Origin of the sequence: Halobaculum saliterrae (assembly GCF_009831625.1) — an archaeon.
GTDB classification, from domain to species: domain Archaea; phylum Halobacteriota; class Halobacteria; order Halobacteriales; family Haloferacaceae; genus Halobaculum; species Halobaculum saliterrae.
Genome location: NZ_WUUS01000005.1, coordinates 199779 through 215048, shown reverse-complemented (window position 1 = coordinate 215048; position 15270 = coordinate 199779). Strand labels below are relative to the sequence as shown.

The 15270-nt window shown below is 69.5% G+C and carries 16 protein-coding genes and 1 tRNA gene; 8 read left to right on the top strand and 9 right to left on the bottom strand.

Going from position 1 to position 15270, the window contains the following annotated elements; genetic code table 11:
* Positions 1–3: 3 nt before the first annotated feature.
* Together GRX01_RS09665 and GRX01_RS09660 are read right to left on the bottom strand one after the other, a co-directional pair.
* Positions 4–543, bottom strand: a complete 540-nt coding sequence (locus GRX01_RS09665; protein WP_159666305.1) for a GNAT family N-acetyltransferase — start codon at positions 541–543, stop codon at positions 4–6.
* Positions 544–620: 77 nt separating this feature from the next.
* A complete protein-coding gene (locus GRX01_RS09660; RefSeq protein WP_159666303.1) occupies positions 621–1169 on the bottom strand; it encodes an HIT family protein in 549 nt (182 codons plus the stop codon).
* 141 nt (positions 1170–1310) lie between these two features.
* On the opposite strand from GRX01_RS09660, the gene GRX01_RS09655 reads away from it, so the two are divergent.
* A complete protein-coding gene (locus GRX01_RS09655) occupies positions 1311–1511 on the top strand; it encodes a DUF7835 family putative zinc beta-ribbon protein (protein ID WP_159666301.1) in 201 nt (66 codons plus the stop codon).
* Between the two features lie 139 nt (positions 1512–1650).
* On the opposite strand, the gene map is transcribed toward GRX01_RS09655, so the two are convergent.
* Positions 1651–2544: a type II methionyl aminopeptidase gene (map, locus tag GRX01_RS09650; protein ID WP_159666299.1), complete on the bottom strand. Its 894-nt coding sequence runs from the start codon at positions 2542–2544 to the stop codon at positions 1651–1653.
* Between the two features lie 188 nt (positions 2545–2732).
* Here map and GRX01_RS09645 point away from each other — a divergent pair, with 188 nt between their 5' ends.
* From GRX01_RS09645 to GRX01_RS09635, 3 genes are all read left to right on the top strand, one after another.
* Entirely contained in the window at positions 2733–3458 is a 726-nt protein-coding gene (locus GRX01_RS09645; RefSeq protein ID WP_159666297.1) for a nucleoside phosphorylase, read from the top strand.
* Positions 3459–3564: 106 nt separating this feature from the next.
* Positions 3565–3981 carry a DUF7344 domain-containing protein gene (locus GRX01_RS09640; RefSeq protein ID WP_201289557.1) on the top strand — a complete coding sequence of 139 codons (417 nt, stop codon included), beginning with the start codon at positions 3565–3567 and terminating at the stop codon, positions 3979–3981.
* A 2-nt stretch (positions 3982–3983) separates the two neighbouring features.
* Positions 3984–4688, top strand: coding sequence for a DICT sensory domain-containing protein (locus GRX01_RS09635; protein ID WP_159666295.1), 705 nt, complete (start codon positions 3984–3986; stop codon positions 4686–4688).
* A 92-nt stretch (positions 4689–4780) separates the two neighbouring features.
* Here the strand turns inward: GRX01_RS09635 and GRX01_RS09630 are convergent, their stop codons facing one another.
* Positions 4781–5938 (bottom strand): NAD-binding protein, encoded by a 1158-nt coding sequence (locus GRX01_RS09630; protein WP_159666293.1) that lies wholly within the window; start codon positions 5936–5938, stop codon positions 4781–4783.
* 116 nt (positions 5939–6054) lie between these two features.
* On the opposite strand from GRX01_RS09630, the gene GRX01_RS09625 reads away from it, so the two are divergent.
* The 4 genes from GRX01_RS09625 (at position 6055) to GRX01_RS09610 (ending at position 9244) form a co-directional block, all read left to right on the top strand.
* The gene (locus GRX01_RS09625; RefSeq protein WP_159666291.1) at positions 6055–7278 is read left to right on the top strand and encodes a potassium channel family protein; all 1224 of its coding nucleotides are present in this window, start codon (positions 6055–6057) and stop codon (positions 7276–7278) included.
* Positions 7275–8753, top strand: a complete 1479-nt coding sequence (locus GRX01_RS09620) for a TrkA C-terminal domain-containing protein (RefSeq protein ID WP_159666289.1) — start codon at positions 7275–7277, stop codon at positions 8751–8753. Before GRX01_RS09625 ends, GRX01_RS09620 begins: the two co-directional genes overlap by 4 nt.
* 45 nt (positions 8754–8798) lie before the next feature.
* Positions 8799–9074, top strand: a complete 276-nt coding sequence (locus GRX01_RS09615; protein WP_159666287.1) for a ubiquitin-like small modifier protein 1 — start codon at positions 8799–8801, stop codon at positions 9072–9074.
* A 95-nt stretch (positions 9075–9169) separates the two neighbouring features.
* Positions 9170–9244 (top strand) — tRNA-Val (locus tag GRX01_RS09610).
* Between the two features lie 470 nt (positions 9245–9714).
* On the opposite strand, the gene GRX01_RS09605 is transcribed toward GRX01_RS09610, so the two are convergent.
* The 5 genes from GRX01_RS09605 to GRX01_RS09585 all read right to left on the bottom strand — a co-directional run bounded on the left by GRX01_RS09605 (position 9715) and on the right by GRX01_RS09585 (position 15270).
* Positions 9715–9996, bottom strand: a complete 282-nt coding sequence (locus GRX01_RS09605; protein ID WP_233740966.1) for a hypothetical protein — start codon at positions 9994–9996, stop codon at positions 9715–9717.
* 462 nt (positions 9997–10458) lie between these two features.
* A complete protein-coding gene (locus tag GRX01_RS09600; RefSeq protein ID WP_159666284.1) occupies positions 10459–11952 on the bottom strand; it encodes an ABC transporter ATP-binding protein in 1494 nt (497 codons plus the stop codon).
* The gene (locus tag GRX01_RS09595) at positions 11945–13207 is read right to left on the bottom strand and encodes an ABC transporter ATP-binding protein (protein ID WP_159666282.1); all 1263 of its coding nucleotides are present in this window, start codon (positions 13205–13207) and stop codon (positions 11945–11947) included. Before GRX01_RS09595 ends, GRX01_RS09600 begins: the two co-directional genes overlap by 8 nt.
* Positions 13208–14281, bottom strand: coding sequence for an ABC transporter permease (locus GRX01_RS09590; protein ID WP_159666279.1), 1074 nt, complete (start codon positions 14279–14281; stop codon positions 13208–13210). It lies immediately after the preceding gene.
* Positions 14278–15270 (bottom strand): ABC transporter permease, encoded by a 993-nt coding sequence (locus GRX01_RS09585; protein ID WP_159666276.1) that lies wholly within the window; start codon positions 15268–15270, stop codon positions 14278–14280. Before GRX01_RS09585 ends, GRX01_RS09590 begins: the two co-directional genes overlap by 4 nt.

The following is a 15270-nucleotide window of genomic DNA, read 5'->3' as shown; positions in this document are numbered from 1 at the left end:
CAGTTAGCTGTCCACGCTGTGCTCGTTCTCGCTGTCGCCCTCGGCCTCGTCTCCGCCACGGGTGTCGACCATGCCGTCTATCCCGCGCACGAGGCGGCGGCGCCGCACCTCGAAGCCCTCGCGCTCGTACAGCGCCAGAGCGGCGTCGTTGCCTGCGGCCACGGAGATCGACGCCGTTTCGCAGCCCCATTCGTGGCCCCGATCCACGCAGGCGTCGAGGAGGGCCGTCGCGACACCCCGACGGCGATACGCCTCGGCGACGTACAGCTCCGAGACGTGGCAGTTCGGGTCGCGGTCGAAGATCGGGGCCGTCGGCTCCCGAGTCGCCGACGCGAAGCCGACACGGTCGCCGTCGACGAACGCGACGAGGTCGGCGGCGTCGTCATCCCCGAGGCGGTCCTCGCGGTGTTCGATCCCGGGAGTTCGGAGGTCATCGACGAGGGGGTGGAACGGCTCGTCCGCGGCGGCCTCGCGCTGAAACGGTATCCAGAGGTCGTCGACGAACGCCTCGAGTTCTCCGCTTCGGAGCGGTCGGATCTCCATGGCGTCGCCTTCGACGGTCGACACTTGACGGTTCGGGCGGCGTGAGAACAGCTTCCGATGGAGGGCGAACCCCCGAACTACTCGAACGAGAACCGGACCGCCTCGTCGTCGTCGCCGACGCGGGCGCCCTCCTGCTCGGCGAAGGCGTCCCGGAGACGCTCCCAGGTGTCCTCGAGCGCCTCGACGATCACCTTCGTGTCCGAGACGACCGGCATGAAGTTCGTGTCGCCGCTCCAGCGCGGAACGAGGTGGGTGTGGAGGTGGTCGTCGATGGAGCCGCCGGCGGCGTCGCCGCCGAGGTTCATCCCGGCGTTGAGCCCGTCCGGGCCGAGCCCGTCCTCGAGCGCGCGCATCGTCCGCTGCTTCAGGCGGGCGTGATCCAGCAGCGTCGCGTCGTCGAGGGCCGGGAACTCGCCCTCGTGGACCCGCGGGATCACCATGACGTGCCCCGGGTTGTACGGGTAGTTGTTGAGCAGGACGAACGCCCGATCGCTGCGGGCGACGATCCGGGAGGCGCGGTCGTCCTCGCGCTCGGGGAGCACACAGAACGGACAGCCGTCGATCCCGTCGCCGTCGCCGTCGCGTTCGACCCACTCGATCCGCCACGGCGCGAACACCTGATCCATACCCGGCGGTCGCCCGCGCGGTTCTTAGAACCCGGTGGGCGAGGGGCGAGCGTGGGCCGACCGAGGCGCGCTCAGCTCCCGGAAGAAAGTATATAACCAACGTCCCATCTTTATCCGGGGTAGCGTCGTACGGGAACGTACATGGTGCCCCAGCCCTCCGACCCCGACCACGTCACCGAGCGTTGCGGGACGTGCGAGGGGAAGACGACGCACGACGTGCGGGTCGAGATCCGCACCGAGAGTCAACAGGAGGAAAACGCGGAGTTCTCCCGCGAGCCCTACCGCATCACCACCTGCAGCGAGTGTGGAGCCGAGACCACGACGCGGATGAACAACGCCTGACGCGTCGCTCGACCCGGCCGACCGATATTCCCGTCGGGTCACCCCGAAGCGACCTCGAAACCGCAGTCCCTGCCGCCCACCTCGATCGACCGCTCCCGAGGGTCGACGTCGGGTGCGGATCGCGGTCAGGTCGGCGGCCTCAGGAGAACAGTCCCGCGGTCGTCGCCTCGACGCCGTCCTCGGTGACGAGGAGCGTGTGCTCGGCCTGGCTGACGAGCTCGCCGTCCGCCTCCTTCAGTACGGGGTACCCCTTGACGGCGTCCTGCCGGACGAGCCGACGCAGCGCCATCTCCTCGCGCGAGGAGTCGAGCCACCGCGCGGCGAAGGGGAGCCCGTCGAACTCCCGCACCTGCTCCAGCGCCTGCCGGGCCGCCCGGTTGCGCACCGACACGTCCTGGGTCAGCTCGAAGATCTCCTCCTCGTTGCCCTCGCCGACCTTCCCGCGTCCGGTGGTGGCGAACGGCTCGATGGCGACGACCTGTCCCGGCTCCAACTCGACGGAGCGGTCGACGCCGCGGTTCGGCACGTTCGGCCCCGTGTGTGCGTCGAACCGTTCGACGCCGTGGCCCGAGAGGTTGTACACCGGGGTGTAGCCGTACGCCTCGATCACGTCCTCGATCTCGGCGCCGATCTCCCCGACCGGCACGCCCGGCCCCGCGGCGTCGACGGCGGCCTCCAGCGCCTGCTCGGCCGCCTCGACCAGTTCGGTTTCTCCCGCGAGATCCACGGTCACCGCCGCGTCGGCGATGTAGCCGTCGACGTGGACGCCGATGTCGAGACAGACCACGTCCTCGCCGAACTCCGTCTCGTCGTCGCGCTCGGGCGTCGCGTGGCTCGCCTCCTCGTCGATCGAGACGTTCACCGGGAACGCGAGTCCGGCGCCCTCCTCGCGGATGCGCTCCTCTGCGTACTCGGCGACCTCGAGGTGCGTCGCGCCCGGCTCGACCAGTTCCCGCGTCTCGCCCATCACCGTCGTCAGGATCTCGCCCGCCTCCCGGTACTTCTCCAGCACGTCATCGTCGAGGGCACTCATACCTCGCCGTTCGACTGAGCGGGGGAAAGGGATTGCGCTACCCGCGTGGCCGAGGGAGTGAGCGGTGCGGGGCCGACCGACGGAAGGCCTCGATGCGAACGGGGAGCGAAGTGCGGTCACCGGTCCCTCCACCGCCGCCCCGCCGACGCTTCCGCGGGGTTTTTGCTGAGCGCGGGGCGAGCGACCGTATGGCCAACCAGCCCCACCTGCTCGTCGACGAGGGCGACGTTCACGAGATCGCGCTGATCCCGGGCAACCCGGACAGGGTCGACCGCATCGCCGACCACTGCGACGAGTCCGAACTCGTCGCCGAGAACCGCGAGTACCGGGTCGTCAACGCGACCTACGACGGCGTCGACCTGACGATCTGCTCGACGGGGATCGGCTGTCCCTCCGCCGCCATCGCGATCGAGGAACTCCACAACGTCGGCGTCGAGACGGTGATCCGCGTCGGCACCTGCGGCGGCCTCCAGACCGACGTGGAGATCGGCGACATGGTCGTCGCCACCGGGTCCGCGAAGGAGGAGGGGACCAGCAAGCGCTACGAGTCCGAGACGTACCCCGCGGTGCCCGACTACGACACGCTCACCGCGCTCGTCGATTCCGCCGAGGCGAACGGCGAACAGGTCCACGTGGGACCGATCGTGTCCGACGACGCGTTCTACAACGAGTCCGACGAGTACGTCGCCGACTGGGAGGAGGCGGGCCTGCTCGCCATCGAGATGGAGGCGTCGGCCGTGTTCTCGCTGGCCCGCCGGCGCGGCATGAACGCCGGCGCCATCTGCACCGCGGACGGCAACCTCGTCGCCGGGACGCAGAAGGGAGCCGACTCCGAGGAGGAACTCCCGGAGAAGGCGAGGAACAACGTCGGCCGCGCCATCGACATCGCGCTCGACGCCGTCGCGTCGCTGTAGCGTCCGGCCGAGCGACGTGAATCGACGGCCGGCGGCGGGGGATCGGGCGACGGATACGGTTCCGGCGAAGGACTTTTGCCGGATCAAAATGAATTTTAACGACGATATGGCGAACGACGCGTCAGGCGCCGACCAGCACGGCGAGGAGAACCCGGTCGAGGGGACCGTGACGCTGGCGGACGATGCGCTGTACCGTGCGTTCGCCTCGAGGCAGCGTCGACGGCTGTTGGCGATGCTTCGAGACGTGGGTCGGGACGGCACGTCGGTCGACGAGCTCGCGACGCTGCTGTGTGGGTACGACGCCACGGACGCCAGCACGATGGGGACGGCCGACGACCGCGACCGGCTGCTCGCCGCGCTGACACACGTCCATCTCCCGCACCTCGACGACGTCGGGCTGGTGGAGTACGACCGGACGGCCGGAACCGTCGCTCCGCGCCCGCTCGACCCGGGCGTGGAGGACCTTCTCGACCGGAGCGTCGCCGCCGAGTCGGCTCGCCGGAGGCCGTCCCGGCGGACGTAACGATGTTCGACTCGTTGCTCGCGGGGGTCCGGCGTCGTGACCACGCGTTCACCGTCTATCGCGGCGACGAGCCGACCGATGTCGAGTCGCTGTTCGCCGCACACGGCGTCGAGGTCGACGTCCGCTCGCTTCCGCCGGACGGCCCGGACCCGTTCGTGCTCATCGAGACCGACGGCGAGTTCGTCGGGGTGATCGGCGCCGCGGAGCTGGACGGACTCCTCGAACCGCCGATCGTTCGCCCCGGCGAACGGGACGAGGTGTCCGCCGGGTATCGCGCGGTCTTCGAGCTGTTCGACGACACGCTGTTCTCGTCGATGCGCCGCGGGGCGCTGCTCGCGGTGAGCCACGAGATCGAGGACCGTGCCTATCGGGTCGGCACGGGGGCCCTTCACGCGAGCTTCCAACGGTTCTCCGCGTTCCGACCGCAGGTCGACGCGTACCGTCACCTCGCGGCCGACACCGACCTCGACGTCCACGTCTACGGCGACGACGACTGGGACCCGCCGGCGATACCGGGCGTCGGGTATCACGCCGTCGACGACGACGAGCTCCGCCGACACTGGGTCCTCGCGTTCGACGGTGGCGACGGCGGACAGCCGTGCGGGCTCGTCGCGGTCGAGGAGTCGGACGAATACACGGGGTTCTGGACCGACGACGACGCCCTCGTCGAGGACATCATCGCCGCGGTGACCGCGGCCGCGGCGTGAACGCGGCAACGAGCGTCCGCGTCCTCGGCGACCGCTCGCCCTCAGGGGACCGAATCGCTCGAACGGCGGACCTCTCGTGGTGTCCAGACGCGTCACTCCTCGTCGAGCAACTGGCGGGCGACCGCCTCGGAGTCCTCTCCGCCCAGCGCTGACGTGACGAGGAGATGCCCCCCGATCGTCGCCGGCGAGATGACGGTGTCGGCGCCCGCCCGCTTCAGCTTGTTCACGTTCTCGCGTCCCGTCGCCCCCGCCACGATCGTCACGTCGGGGTTGAGCTGGCGAGCGGTGAGGATGGCGAGCGCGTCCTCGGCGTCGTTGTTCGTTGCGGCGACGACGGCCCGCGCGGTCGCGACGTTCGCGCGTTCGAGCGGCTCCTCGTCCGAGGGATCGGCGGTGAGCACGCGGACGTCCTCCCCCTCGTGGAGCGCGCGTGCGGCCGCCTCGTCGGGCGTAATCACGAGGAACTCGACGTCCGCGGCGGTCAGTTCGTCGACGATCGGTTCGGTCAGTTCGCCGTAGCCGAGCACGATGACGTGGTCGGTGAGCAGGTCGATGTCTGTGTCTGTCATGCGTCCGAGAGCGTTCGTGAGGCGGGCCTCGATGGCCGGGGTGATGAGCACGCCGAGCGCGATCGCGAAGGCGGCGACGTTGAGCACGAGCGCCGACATGGCGAACCACTTCGCCAGCGGCGTCGCCGGTGTCACGTCGCCGTAGCCGACGGTCGACGCGGTGACGACCGAGAAGTACACCGCGTCGGTGATCGTCGAGACGCCGTTGAACTGGTCCCCCAGCGCGAACGCGCCGGCGGTCGAGTAGCCGAGCGAGCCGATCAGCGCCGCCAGCGAGGCCCACTGCGTCGGCGAGAGGTCGACCTCCGTGGCGAACAGCCGTCGGTTGAGAACGAGCGCGAGCAGGGCGGCGAGCGAGAGCGCGAGCAGCACCGGCCCCGCGACGGTCGAGCCGACGAGGCCCTGGATCGCCGTCAGGGGGAGCAGTACGACCGCCATGATCCACGCCGCCCGGAGGCCACGGCGGAGTCCGTACGCCGCGACCAGCAGGAGGAATCCCGTGATAGCTCCGGTGAAGCCCACGAGAACCACCGCCTCGTCGGGGAGCGCCGAGACGATCGAGAGCCGCCTCGTTGGTCGGGTGACGATACCCCCGATGCCGGCGACGACCGACAGCAGCGCCGCGGCCGTCACGAGCGTCACGGCGATCCGACCGCCGATCCGTTCGCGCCAGCCGTCCATGACCGAAACTCCACTCGGGCGGCCATAAACGATGCGACACGACCCGGCCGGGCCGCCCTCCCGGCGAGAGGTCCCACGTCGGTAGGGATTTGTACGGCGGGCGTCAGCCAAGACGCATGCCCGCCTCCTCGCTCCCGATCCAGCTCCTGCTCGGGGTGTATCTCGGCCTGCTCACCGGGATCGTCCCCGGGTTGGTCTCGTGGGCGCTCGGATTCACGTTCAAGTACTTCACCGGGGTGTCGATCCCCGGCTTCGGTGTCGTCGTCCTCGCGCTGGCGGTCGCCGGGGTCAACGGCGGCCTCCTCGCGCTGAACGACCAGACGATCCGGAACTCCGCGAACGGCACCGCGCTGCTGATCGCGATCATCGTCGTGTTGATGATCTCGCTGTACGCCCACTCGAAGGGCGACGCGATGGGGGCGTCGCTGCCGAAACGACTCACGCTCCGACAGCTCACCGAGCGGACGCTCTCCACGGACGCGATCGATCTGACCGCGGGGCGCGGCCGGGTGCAGGTCACGGTCGCCGGCGAGGTGGGGGACATCGAGGGCTACCCCGCGCTCCCAGCCGACCTCCGGGCCGAGGTTCGGGCGTTCACCGACGACTTCGCGGCCGACCTTCCATTGAGCGATCTGGAGGCGGCCGTCGCCGAGCGCCTCCGCTCGGAGTACGACCTCGCGGAGGTGACCGTTCGCCTCGACGAGCGGGGACGGGCGACGGTCGCCGCCGCCCCGCCGCTGGCCGGCGTCTCGAGCCGCGTTCCGGACGGCAAGCGCGCCGTCTCCCTGTCGGTGTTGCTCCCCACCGGGGTCGCCCGCGGCGACGAGATAACCGTCGTCACGGACGATGGCGAGGCCGTCGACGGCACCGTCGTCGCCGCTCGGACCGACGGTGTCAAGCAGGAGGAGACGCCCGCGGCGACGACCGACGGCGGCACCGACGCGCCGCCGGCGCCGTCCCCGACGACGACCGGCGGCGACGGTCGCCTCACGCTCGCGGTCGACCGGTCGGTCGCGACACGGCTCCTCGACGCCGACGTGAGTGGATTGACCGTGCGGTCCAGGGGAACGAGACGGGAGTTCGAACTCATCGCGTTGCTCCGCCGGGCGGGCAAGCGGTTCCGTCGGTTCAGCGTCCGCGACGACGGACCCCTCGACGGACACACCCTCCGGGAGGCGGCGGTCCGCGACGAGTACGGCGTGGCCGTCCTCGCGGTACGCGGCGGCGGACGGTGGCGGCTCGGTCCCGACGGCGACGTGAGGCCGGAGGCCGGGGCCGATCTCGTCGTCGTCGGAACGCGCGACGCGCTCGACCGCTTCGGTCGCGAGGTGGCGGCGTGACCCCGCTCGACCTCGGTCGGCTCACGGACATCGGATTCCCGGCGCTCCGGCCGGACCGACCGCTCCAGACAGGCCCACCGCTCCAGTCCGTGTTCGAGGTGCTCGAACTCGTGAACGTCACGCGACTGGTCGGGTTCGCGGTCGCCTCGTTCTTCGTGGCCGCCCTCGGCGCGGCGGCGTACCGATGGTACGTCAACGAGCCGGTTCCGCGCGGACTGACGACGCTGCTGGGGACCGCGACGGTCGCGGTGTACCTCAACACGGTCGGCCTGTTCACGTCCGTCCTCCCCGTCGCGGGCGTCGTCACGACGGACCCGTTCGCGCCGATGACTGTCCTTCGGAACGTCGTCAGCCTCCTCGTGGCCGCAGGGATGGCCCCGATCGGCCGCCGGGTCGGCGACCACTTCGCGACGAACGTGACGGCCGTCGCGGGCGGCGAGCGCGTCGACGGCGAGTTGAGCCGGTTCGCGCGGACGGTCGGCCGGATCCGGAGCGTCGAACTCCCCGAGGAGATCGCCGACATCGACGGCTACGACCCCGTCGACGAGGCGACCAAGGAGCGTCTCGCGGGGGAGACGCTGTTGTTCCCGCGCCGACTCTCGGACGAGGAACTTCGCGACGCGTTCCTGACTCGGCTGAAGCAGGAGTACGACGTCGGCCACGTCGACGCCGAGTTCGACGGCGGGGAGGTGACCTACCTCGGCGTCGGTCGCCGCGTCGCCGGTATCGGTCCGACGCTCGGGCCGGGCGCGTGTGCGGTCGCCATCCGTGCTGATCCGCCGAACGGCGCGAGTCCGGGCGACGTCGTACAGGTGTGGCGTGTTCCCGAGGCGGGGACTGCGTCCGTGCCGACGGAGTCCGATCTGGCCGGGATGGGGAGTTCAACACCGCCGGAGTCGGGTTCGGGGGAGCCAGCACCGCCGAACCCGGGCGTACCGCAGCCGCCGACGACGGAGCCGGGGGCCGACAACGAGGCCGATGGCGATCCCGCCCCGGAGCGGGTCGCCACCGCGGAACTTCGCGCCGCCGTCGGCGACGTGGTGACGCTCGCGGTCGACGAGTCCGACGCCGACGAGTTCCACGCCGACGGCACATACCGGCTGGTGACGATGCCCGCCGAGGCGCGCGCGGACCGGGAGTTCGCCTCGATCCTCCGCGTCGCCGACGAGACGATGGCGGTCGTCACCGTCGGGGAGCGCAGCGCGCTCGACGGCACGCGTGTCGGGGACGTGCTGGGATCGGTCGTCGCCGTCGAGGGGGTGAACGGCTCGATCGAGCCGATCCCGCCGCGCGGACGGACGCTCTCGGCGGGCGAGACGGTGTACGTGATCGCGCGCCCCGAGGCGATCCGGGAACTGGAGCGACGCGGAGCCGGCGACGGGGGCGACGGCGGGTCGGAGGGGTCCGGAGCGAACACGGGGAGCGACGCCGGCACGTCGCGGACGGCGGACGGCCCGAACACGAACGGCGACTGAGCCGACGGCGCAACGCTCTTGGCCGCCCGACGGGGACGGGGGAGTATGGACTGGAAGCTGTTCGCCGACCTCGCCGAGGCGGCGGGCGAACCCGAGCCGGACGTCGAGACGGCCGACGCGGCGACCGTCGGGGAGGCGCTGGACGCCCTGTTGGACGCCCACCCCGCGCTCGCGGCCCGAGTGCTCGACGAGGACGGCGACCTCCGCGGCCATATCAACCTCCTCAGAAACGGACAGGACGTCCGGGAGACCGAGGGGCTCGATACGCCCGTCGACGACGACGACGAACTCGCGCTGTTCCCGCCGGTCAGCGGCGGGTGAGCGAGGAAACCGTGGGACAGCGCCACGGATCGTCACCCTTTCGGAAGCCTTAATTATGACCCTGTGGAATCAATGGTTGCGAGGAACGACCGGTCGGGTTGGTAGTCTAGTCCGGTTATGACACCTCCTTGACATGGAGGAGGCCGGCGGTTCAAATCCGCCCCAACCCACTTCTGCCCCTATCACGAATCGCCAGCCGGTAGCTACCTTCCTTTAGCACGGAGGTGACCGGCTGTGAGCCGCGCTCACAGCGTCGACCTGTCGGATCTTCCGACACCGATCTGTTCGACCTGAGGCTCTGTTATCGAGCCGCCTCACCAGCAGTGCCCCGCTCTCGACGACGGGGGCTGTTCATCGCGAGGTATCGTTCGAGCATCGCGGCAACGACTCAGCCCACGCTGGCTCGTTCCGGATCCGTGAGTACCTCGCTCCGTGATGGCGCTGCGCCGGTCGAACTCACTCGCTGACATAATAGCCGAGTATCGAACTACGGTAGCTGTCCAGCATCGACGCCACCATCCGGGTGGCTGGGCGCAGCTGTCGGGAGTACCGTCTCACCGCGACATGAACTCGCCGACCACCTGTATCGATGAGCGACGACAGGACCCGTCGGGAGCGGGGGACCGGGAGACGAGGCGAGTTACTTCGAGCCGTGGCCGTGACCGAGCACCAGCGCGGCGGCGTTCGCGAGCAGCAGCCCGACGAGAACGGAGAGCTGATCGGCCGTGACGCCGTTGGCGAGGAGCGGCAGGTACAGGAACGGCAGGACGATCGCGGCGTAGAAGGCGAGCGCGCGCACCGGCTCGATACCGACCGTTCGACTGATACCCGCGAACCGGGTAAGGGCGTCCTTCAGCCTCGACGATTCCGGTACTGCGTCCCGAAGGCTGTCGACGGGAGGGAGCGGGTTGGAGGGGCTCATTTCACACTGAATCGATACGATCCCCGCCCACATATAGTATGAAGAGCATTCGGCCGGATTCGGACCGTTCACGCGCCGGTTCGGGGAGAGTACGACCGTTCACGACTACCTGATAACGGACCAAACCCTTCATCGCGTCCGCTGAATCTTTTTCTCGCCCGATCGAACGCGGACGACAATTCGACGGACACGTCGCCATCCGGCGTCGGATCGGGAGCGAATCGCCACCTCGCGTCGAGGCGATCGGTCGCGCCTCCGTCGAGCGGACCGGAAGCCGATCGCTAACGGACAGTTCAGTCGCTGCAGTCCGCGTCGGCATGAACGGAGCGGGTTCCCGGCGAGGGAGATCGTCGGTTCGCGGCGACTGTTGTATCACTGGAGCGAGAATCCGTCGGACGATCGGGCGAACCGATACCCGATGAGTGACCCACGGTCGAACGGTGGAACGTTCCGTCGGGTGGTCTACCGGTCGCCGTCCGTCCCGACGGAGTCGTCGGCGTCCGCCTCGACGGTGCCATCGGGGCCGTCCGGATCGAGGTCGTCGTCCACGTCGCCGTCGACGGGCGGCGACGGACCCGGCGCCCCCATCCCGCCCATCGCGTTCCCGACGTCCTCGGGGTCGAGATCGCGGTCGTACTCCTCGTCGGCGAAGAGGTGGCACGCCGCGGCGTGCTCGCCGCCGGTCAGGACGGGCTCCTCCTCCTCACACGGCGAGGCGAACGCCTCCCGAAGTCGCTCGGCCGCCTCGTCCTCGCGGCCGTTCGCGAGGATCTCGAGGGCGTCCTCGACGGTGTCCATCGTCGCCCCCGAGAGGTCCGCGAGGTCGAACTCCTCGCGCATCGCCTCCTTGAACGCGACGGTGTCGCGCTCGAAGTCGTCGCCGTCGTGCTCGCTTTCGAGCGTCTCCCAGACGGACTCGGCGGTGAACCCCTGGCGTTCGAGCCGGTCGCGGAGGTTCATGACCCCGCGGTACTGTTCTTGCGGGATGTCGACGGTCGCCGGCTGGATCACTTCCGGACAGCGCGTCCGGAAGTGACAGCCCGACGGCGGGTTCCGCGGCGAGGGCACGTCGCCCGGCAGCGGGTCGACTCGGCGCCCCTGTTCCTCGACGGAGGCTCGGGGAACCGACTCCAGCAGCGCCTCCGTGTAGGGGTGCTTCGGCGACTCGAAGATGTCGTCCGTGGGGCCGGTCTCGACCACCTCGCCGAGGTACATCACGGCGACGCGGTCGCAGATGTGGCGCACGACCGAGAGGTCGTGGGCGATGAACAGGTACGTCAGTCCGAACTCCTCCTGAAGGTCCTCCAGAAGGTTGAGGATCTGCGCCTGGACGCTCACGTCGAGCGCCGAGACCGGTTCGTCGAGCACGACGAACTCGGGGTCGAGCGCGAGCGCTCGGGCGATGCCGACGCGCTGGCGCTGCCCGCCGGAGAACTCGTGCGGGTAGCGGTCGATCTGGTCGGCCGAGAGGCCGACGCGTTCGAGCAGTTCCCTCGCGCGGTCGCGGCGCCACTCTCGCTTGGAGCGCCCGTCCTCGGGGGACTCCTCGGGCATGCCGTGGATCTTCAACCCCTCGCCGACGATATCTCCGACGGTCATCCGCGGGTCGAGGCTGGAGAACGGGTCCTGGAAGACGATCCCCGCGCGCTTCCGGAACCGCGTCAGCTCGTCGCCGGACATCTCCATGACGTCCTCCCCGTCGAAGCGGACGCTCCCGTCGGTTGCCTCGCGAAGCCGGAGGAGCGTCTCGCCGGTCGTGGACTTGCCACAGCCGGACTCGCCGACCACGCCCAGCGTCTCCCCGGGATACACCTCGAGGTCGACGCCGTCGACGGCCTTCACGCTGGTCGGTTCCCGGCGGAGCAGCCTGTCGAACAGGGAGTCGTTCTCGAAGTAGTACTTCCGCAGGCCGCGGACCTCGAGCAGCGGTTCCTCGCCGGCTGCGGGCTCACTCATCGCCGCGCACCTCCTCGTTGCGATCGAAGTGATCCGGCGGAAGCGCGTCCGCCTCGTCGTACTCTCGCTCCGTGAGCACGCAGCGAGCCGCGTGTTCGTCGGTCCCCGGCTCGGCGTCGTACTCCGGGATCGGTTGGAGACAGTCGGACATCGCCTTCGGACAGCGGTCGGCGAAGAAACATCGACCGCCCATCTCCTCGTCCAACAGCGAGGGGACGTTCCCCTCGATCGGTTGCAGGCGCGGCGCCGGGTCGTCGAGGTCGGGGATCGAGCCGATAAGTCCCTCCGTGTACGGGTGGACGGGCGAGTCGAACACGTCCGACAGCGTGCCTCGCTCGACTATCTGTCCCGCGTACATGACGCCGACGCGGTTGCACATCCGTGCGATGACGCCCAGGTCGTGGGTGATCATCACGACTGAGGTGTCCTGTTCCTCCTGCAGGTCGCGCAGCAGGTTGAGGATCTGCGCCTGGATCGTCACGTCGAGGGCGGTCGTCGGCTCGTCGGCGATCAGCACGTCCGGTTCGCCGGCAAGCGCCTGCGCGATCATGGCGCGCTGGAGCATCCCGCCGGAGAACTGGTGGGGATACTCGTGGGCGCGCTCGGCCGGGTCGGGGATGCCGACCTGTTCGAGCAGTTCGATCGCGCGGTTCATGCTCGACTCCGAGGTGTAGCCTCGGTTCGGCAGCAGGGAGTCGACGATGAGGCGACCCATCCCGTACCCCTGGGTACGCGAGCGCGTGCGTCGCGGGTTGGCGCGAGCGCGGCGCTGCACCTCGACGGCCTCGGCGATCTGCTCGCCGACGGTGATCGAGGGATTCAGCGACGACATCGGGTCCTGGAACACCATCGAGAACGCCGGTCCGCGAAGCGCCCGGCGGACCCCCTCGGGCAGCCGGCGGGTGTCGACGAACTCGCCGTCGACGGCCTCGGGCACGTCGTCGCGGAACTCGTCGGCGAGGTCGGCGTCGCGGTACCACACCTCGCCCGAGGTGATCCGGCCCGGCGAGTCGACGAGGTCGACGAGCGACAGCGCCGCCACCGACTTCCCGGAGCCCGACTCCCCGACGATGCCGAACACCTCGCCGTCGCGGACGGTGAAGTCGAGGGACTCGACGGCGTTGATCTGTCCCTCCTCCGTGAAGAATCGCGTCGAGAGGTCTCGAACTCTGAGCACGTCGTCCGGGTGCCCCTCCGGTGCACCGTCCCCGGTGGGGGTGCCGGCGCGTTCGGTCCCGGAGGTCGTCTCGCTCATCTACATTCCCCCCTCGCCCTCGATACCCGGATCGAGCGCGTCGCGGAGCCAGTCCCCCACGAGGTTGATTCCGATGACCGAGAGCACGATTGCGATCCCGGGCACGGTCGCGATCCACCACGACGACGAGAGGTAGTCACGTCCTTGCGCAATGTCGAAACCCCACGAGAGCGTCGTCCCGGAGAAGCCGAGGAACGACAGCGCTGATTCCAACAGGATGATCGCGGCGACCTGGATGGTCGCCAACACGAGGATCGGCGTGATCGAGTTCGGCAGGACGTGGCGGAAGACGATCCGCACGTCGCTGGCCCCGAGCGCTCGCGCCGCCTTCACGTACTCCTCCTCGCGGACCGAGAGCGCCTCGCCGCGCGCGATGCGGGCGAACCACACCCAGTTGACGAAGCCGACGACCAGGATGACGACCGTCGGCAACACGAACGTCTCCGGCATCGGCGTCGGTAGTCCGACCGCGTCGCGGAACGACCCCGCCACGCCAGTCGTGACGAGCGGGTCGGTGATCGCGATCGCCACGTCCGCCTGGAAGCGGCTGAACAGCCCGATCAACGCGATCGCGAGCACGAGCGACGGGAACGCCAGCGACACGTCCGCGGTGCGCATCAACGCGTCGTCGATCCGGCCGCGGTAGTACCCCGCGGTCAGCCCGACGGTGACGCCCAACAGGGCCGCGAGCACCGTGCCGAAGAGGCCGACGAGCAGCGACGTTCGGGCGCCGTATATCGCACGCGAGAGGATGTCCTGTCCCAGCGAGTTCGTTCCGAGCGGGTGTTGGGCCGTCGCGTTCACCGTGACGTTCTCGGTCACGGTCTGGACGCTGCCGTTCACCATCTCGGTGCTGGTCCGTTGTTCGGTGTCGGTGAACCCGAGCGGGGGAAGCTGTGCCCGGTCGAGGTTCTGCGTGCGAGGGTTGTGCGGCGCGATCATCGGGGCGAACGCGGCCGCGAGCACGATCACGACCACGAGCACCACGCCGATGCGCGCGAGTCCCGACGATCGGAACTCCTTGCGGAGGTTGCGGATGGTGCGCGGGGAGATCGAGATCGGTCCGATCTTCATTCGGCGATCACCCGCGGGTCGAGGTACGCGTACAGCGCGTCGACGACGATGTTCAACAGGACGAACCCGGTCCCGATGACGATGAGGCTCCCCTGCAGGATCGGCCAGTCTCGGGCGTTGATGGCGCGGATGATCTCCGTGCCGAGGCCCGGCCACGCGAAGACGGCCTCCGTGATCACCGCACCCCCGATGAGCGTCCCGAGTTGCAGCCCGAGGACGGTCACCACGGGGACGAGCGTGTTACGGAGGACGTGCTTGTAGCGGACGAGCGTCTCGGGGAGCCCCTTCGCGCGCGTCGCGCGAACGTACCCCTCCGAGAGCTCGTCGAGCATGCCGGAGCGCACGAGCCGGGTGATGAGCGCCGTGAAGTACGTCCCGAGCGTGATCGCAGGCAGGAACAGCGAGGCGAGCCACGCGGTCACGACGGTGAAGAACGGCTCCGGACCGGTGATCGCCGCCAGCGACTGCATGAACCCGTACGCCCGACCGCTGGTCGGGAACACGTTCAGCTCCACCGCGAACACGAGGACGAGCATGATGCCGAGCCAGAAGTTCGGCGTCGAGATCCCCAACAGCGAGAACGACGTGGCCGCGTAGTCGGCCGGCTGGTGGCGCCGGGTCGCCGAGATGACCCCGAGCGGGATCGAGATGACGACCGCGACGACGCTCGCGGCGACCGCCAGCTCCAGCGTCGCCGGCAGCTTCTGGAACACCTGCACCGACGCCGGGATGCTCGAGATGTACGAGTACCCCATGTTCCCCTGGAGGAGCTCCCAGAGGTAGTCCAGATACTGGACGTACAGCGGCTGATCCAACCCGAGATCCTCGGCGATCCGCTGGCGTGTCTCCTGACTGGCGTCCAGCGGCGCCACCGTGTCGATCGGCGACCCCGGCGTGATGAATCGCAGGATGAAGACGACAGTCACGACTCCCCAGACGACACCCACTCCCTGTACGCCGCGCTTGAGAAGGAATCGACCGTAGCCCAT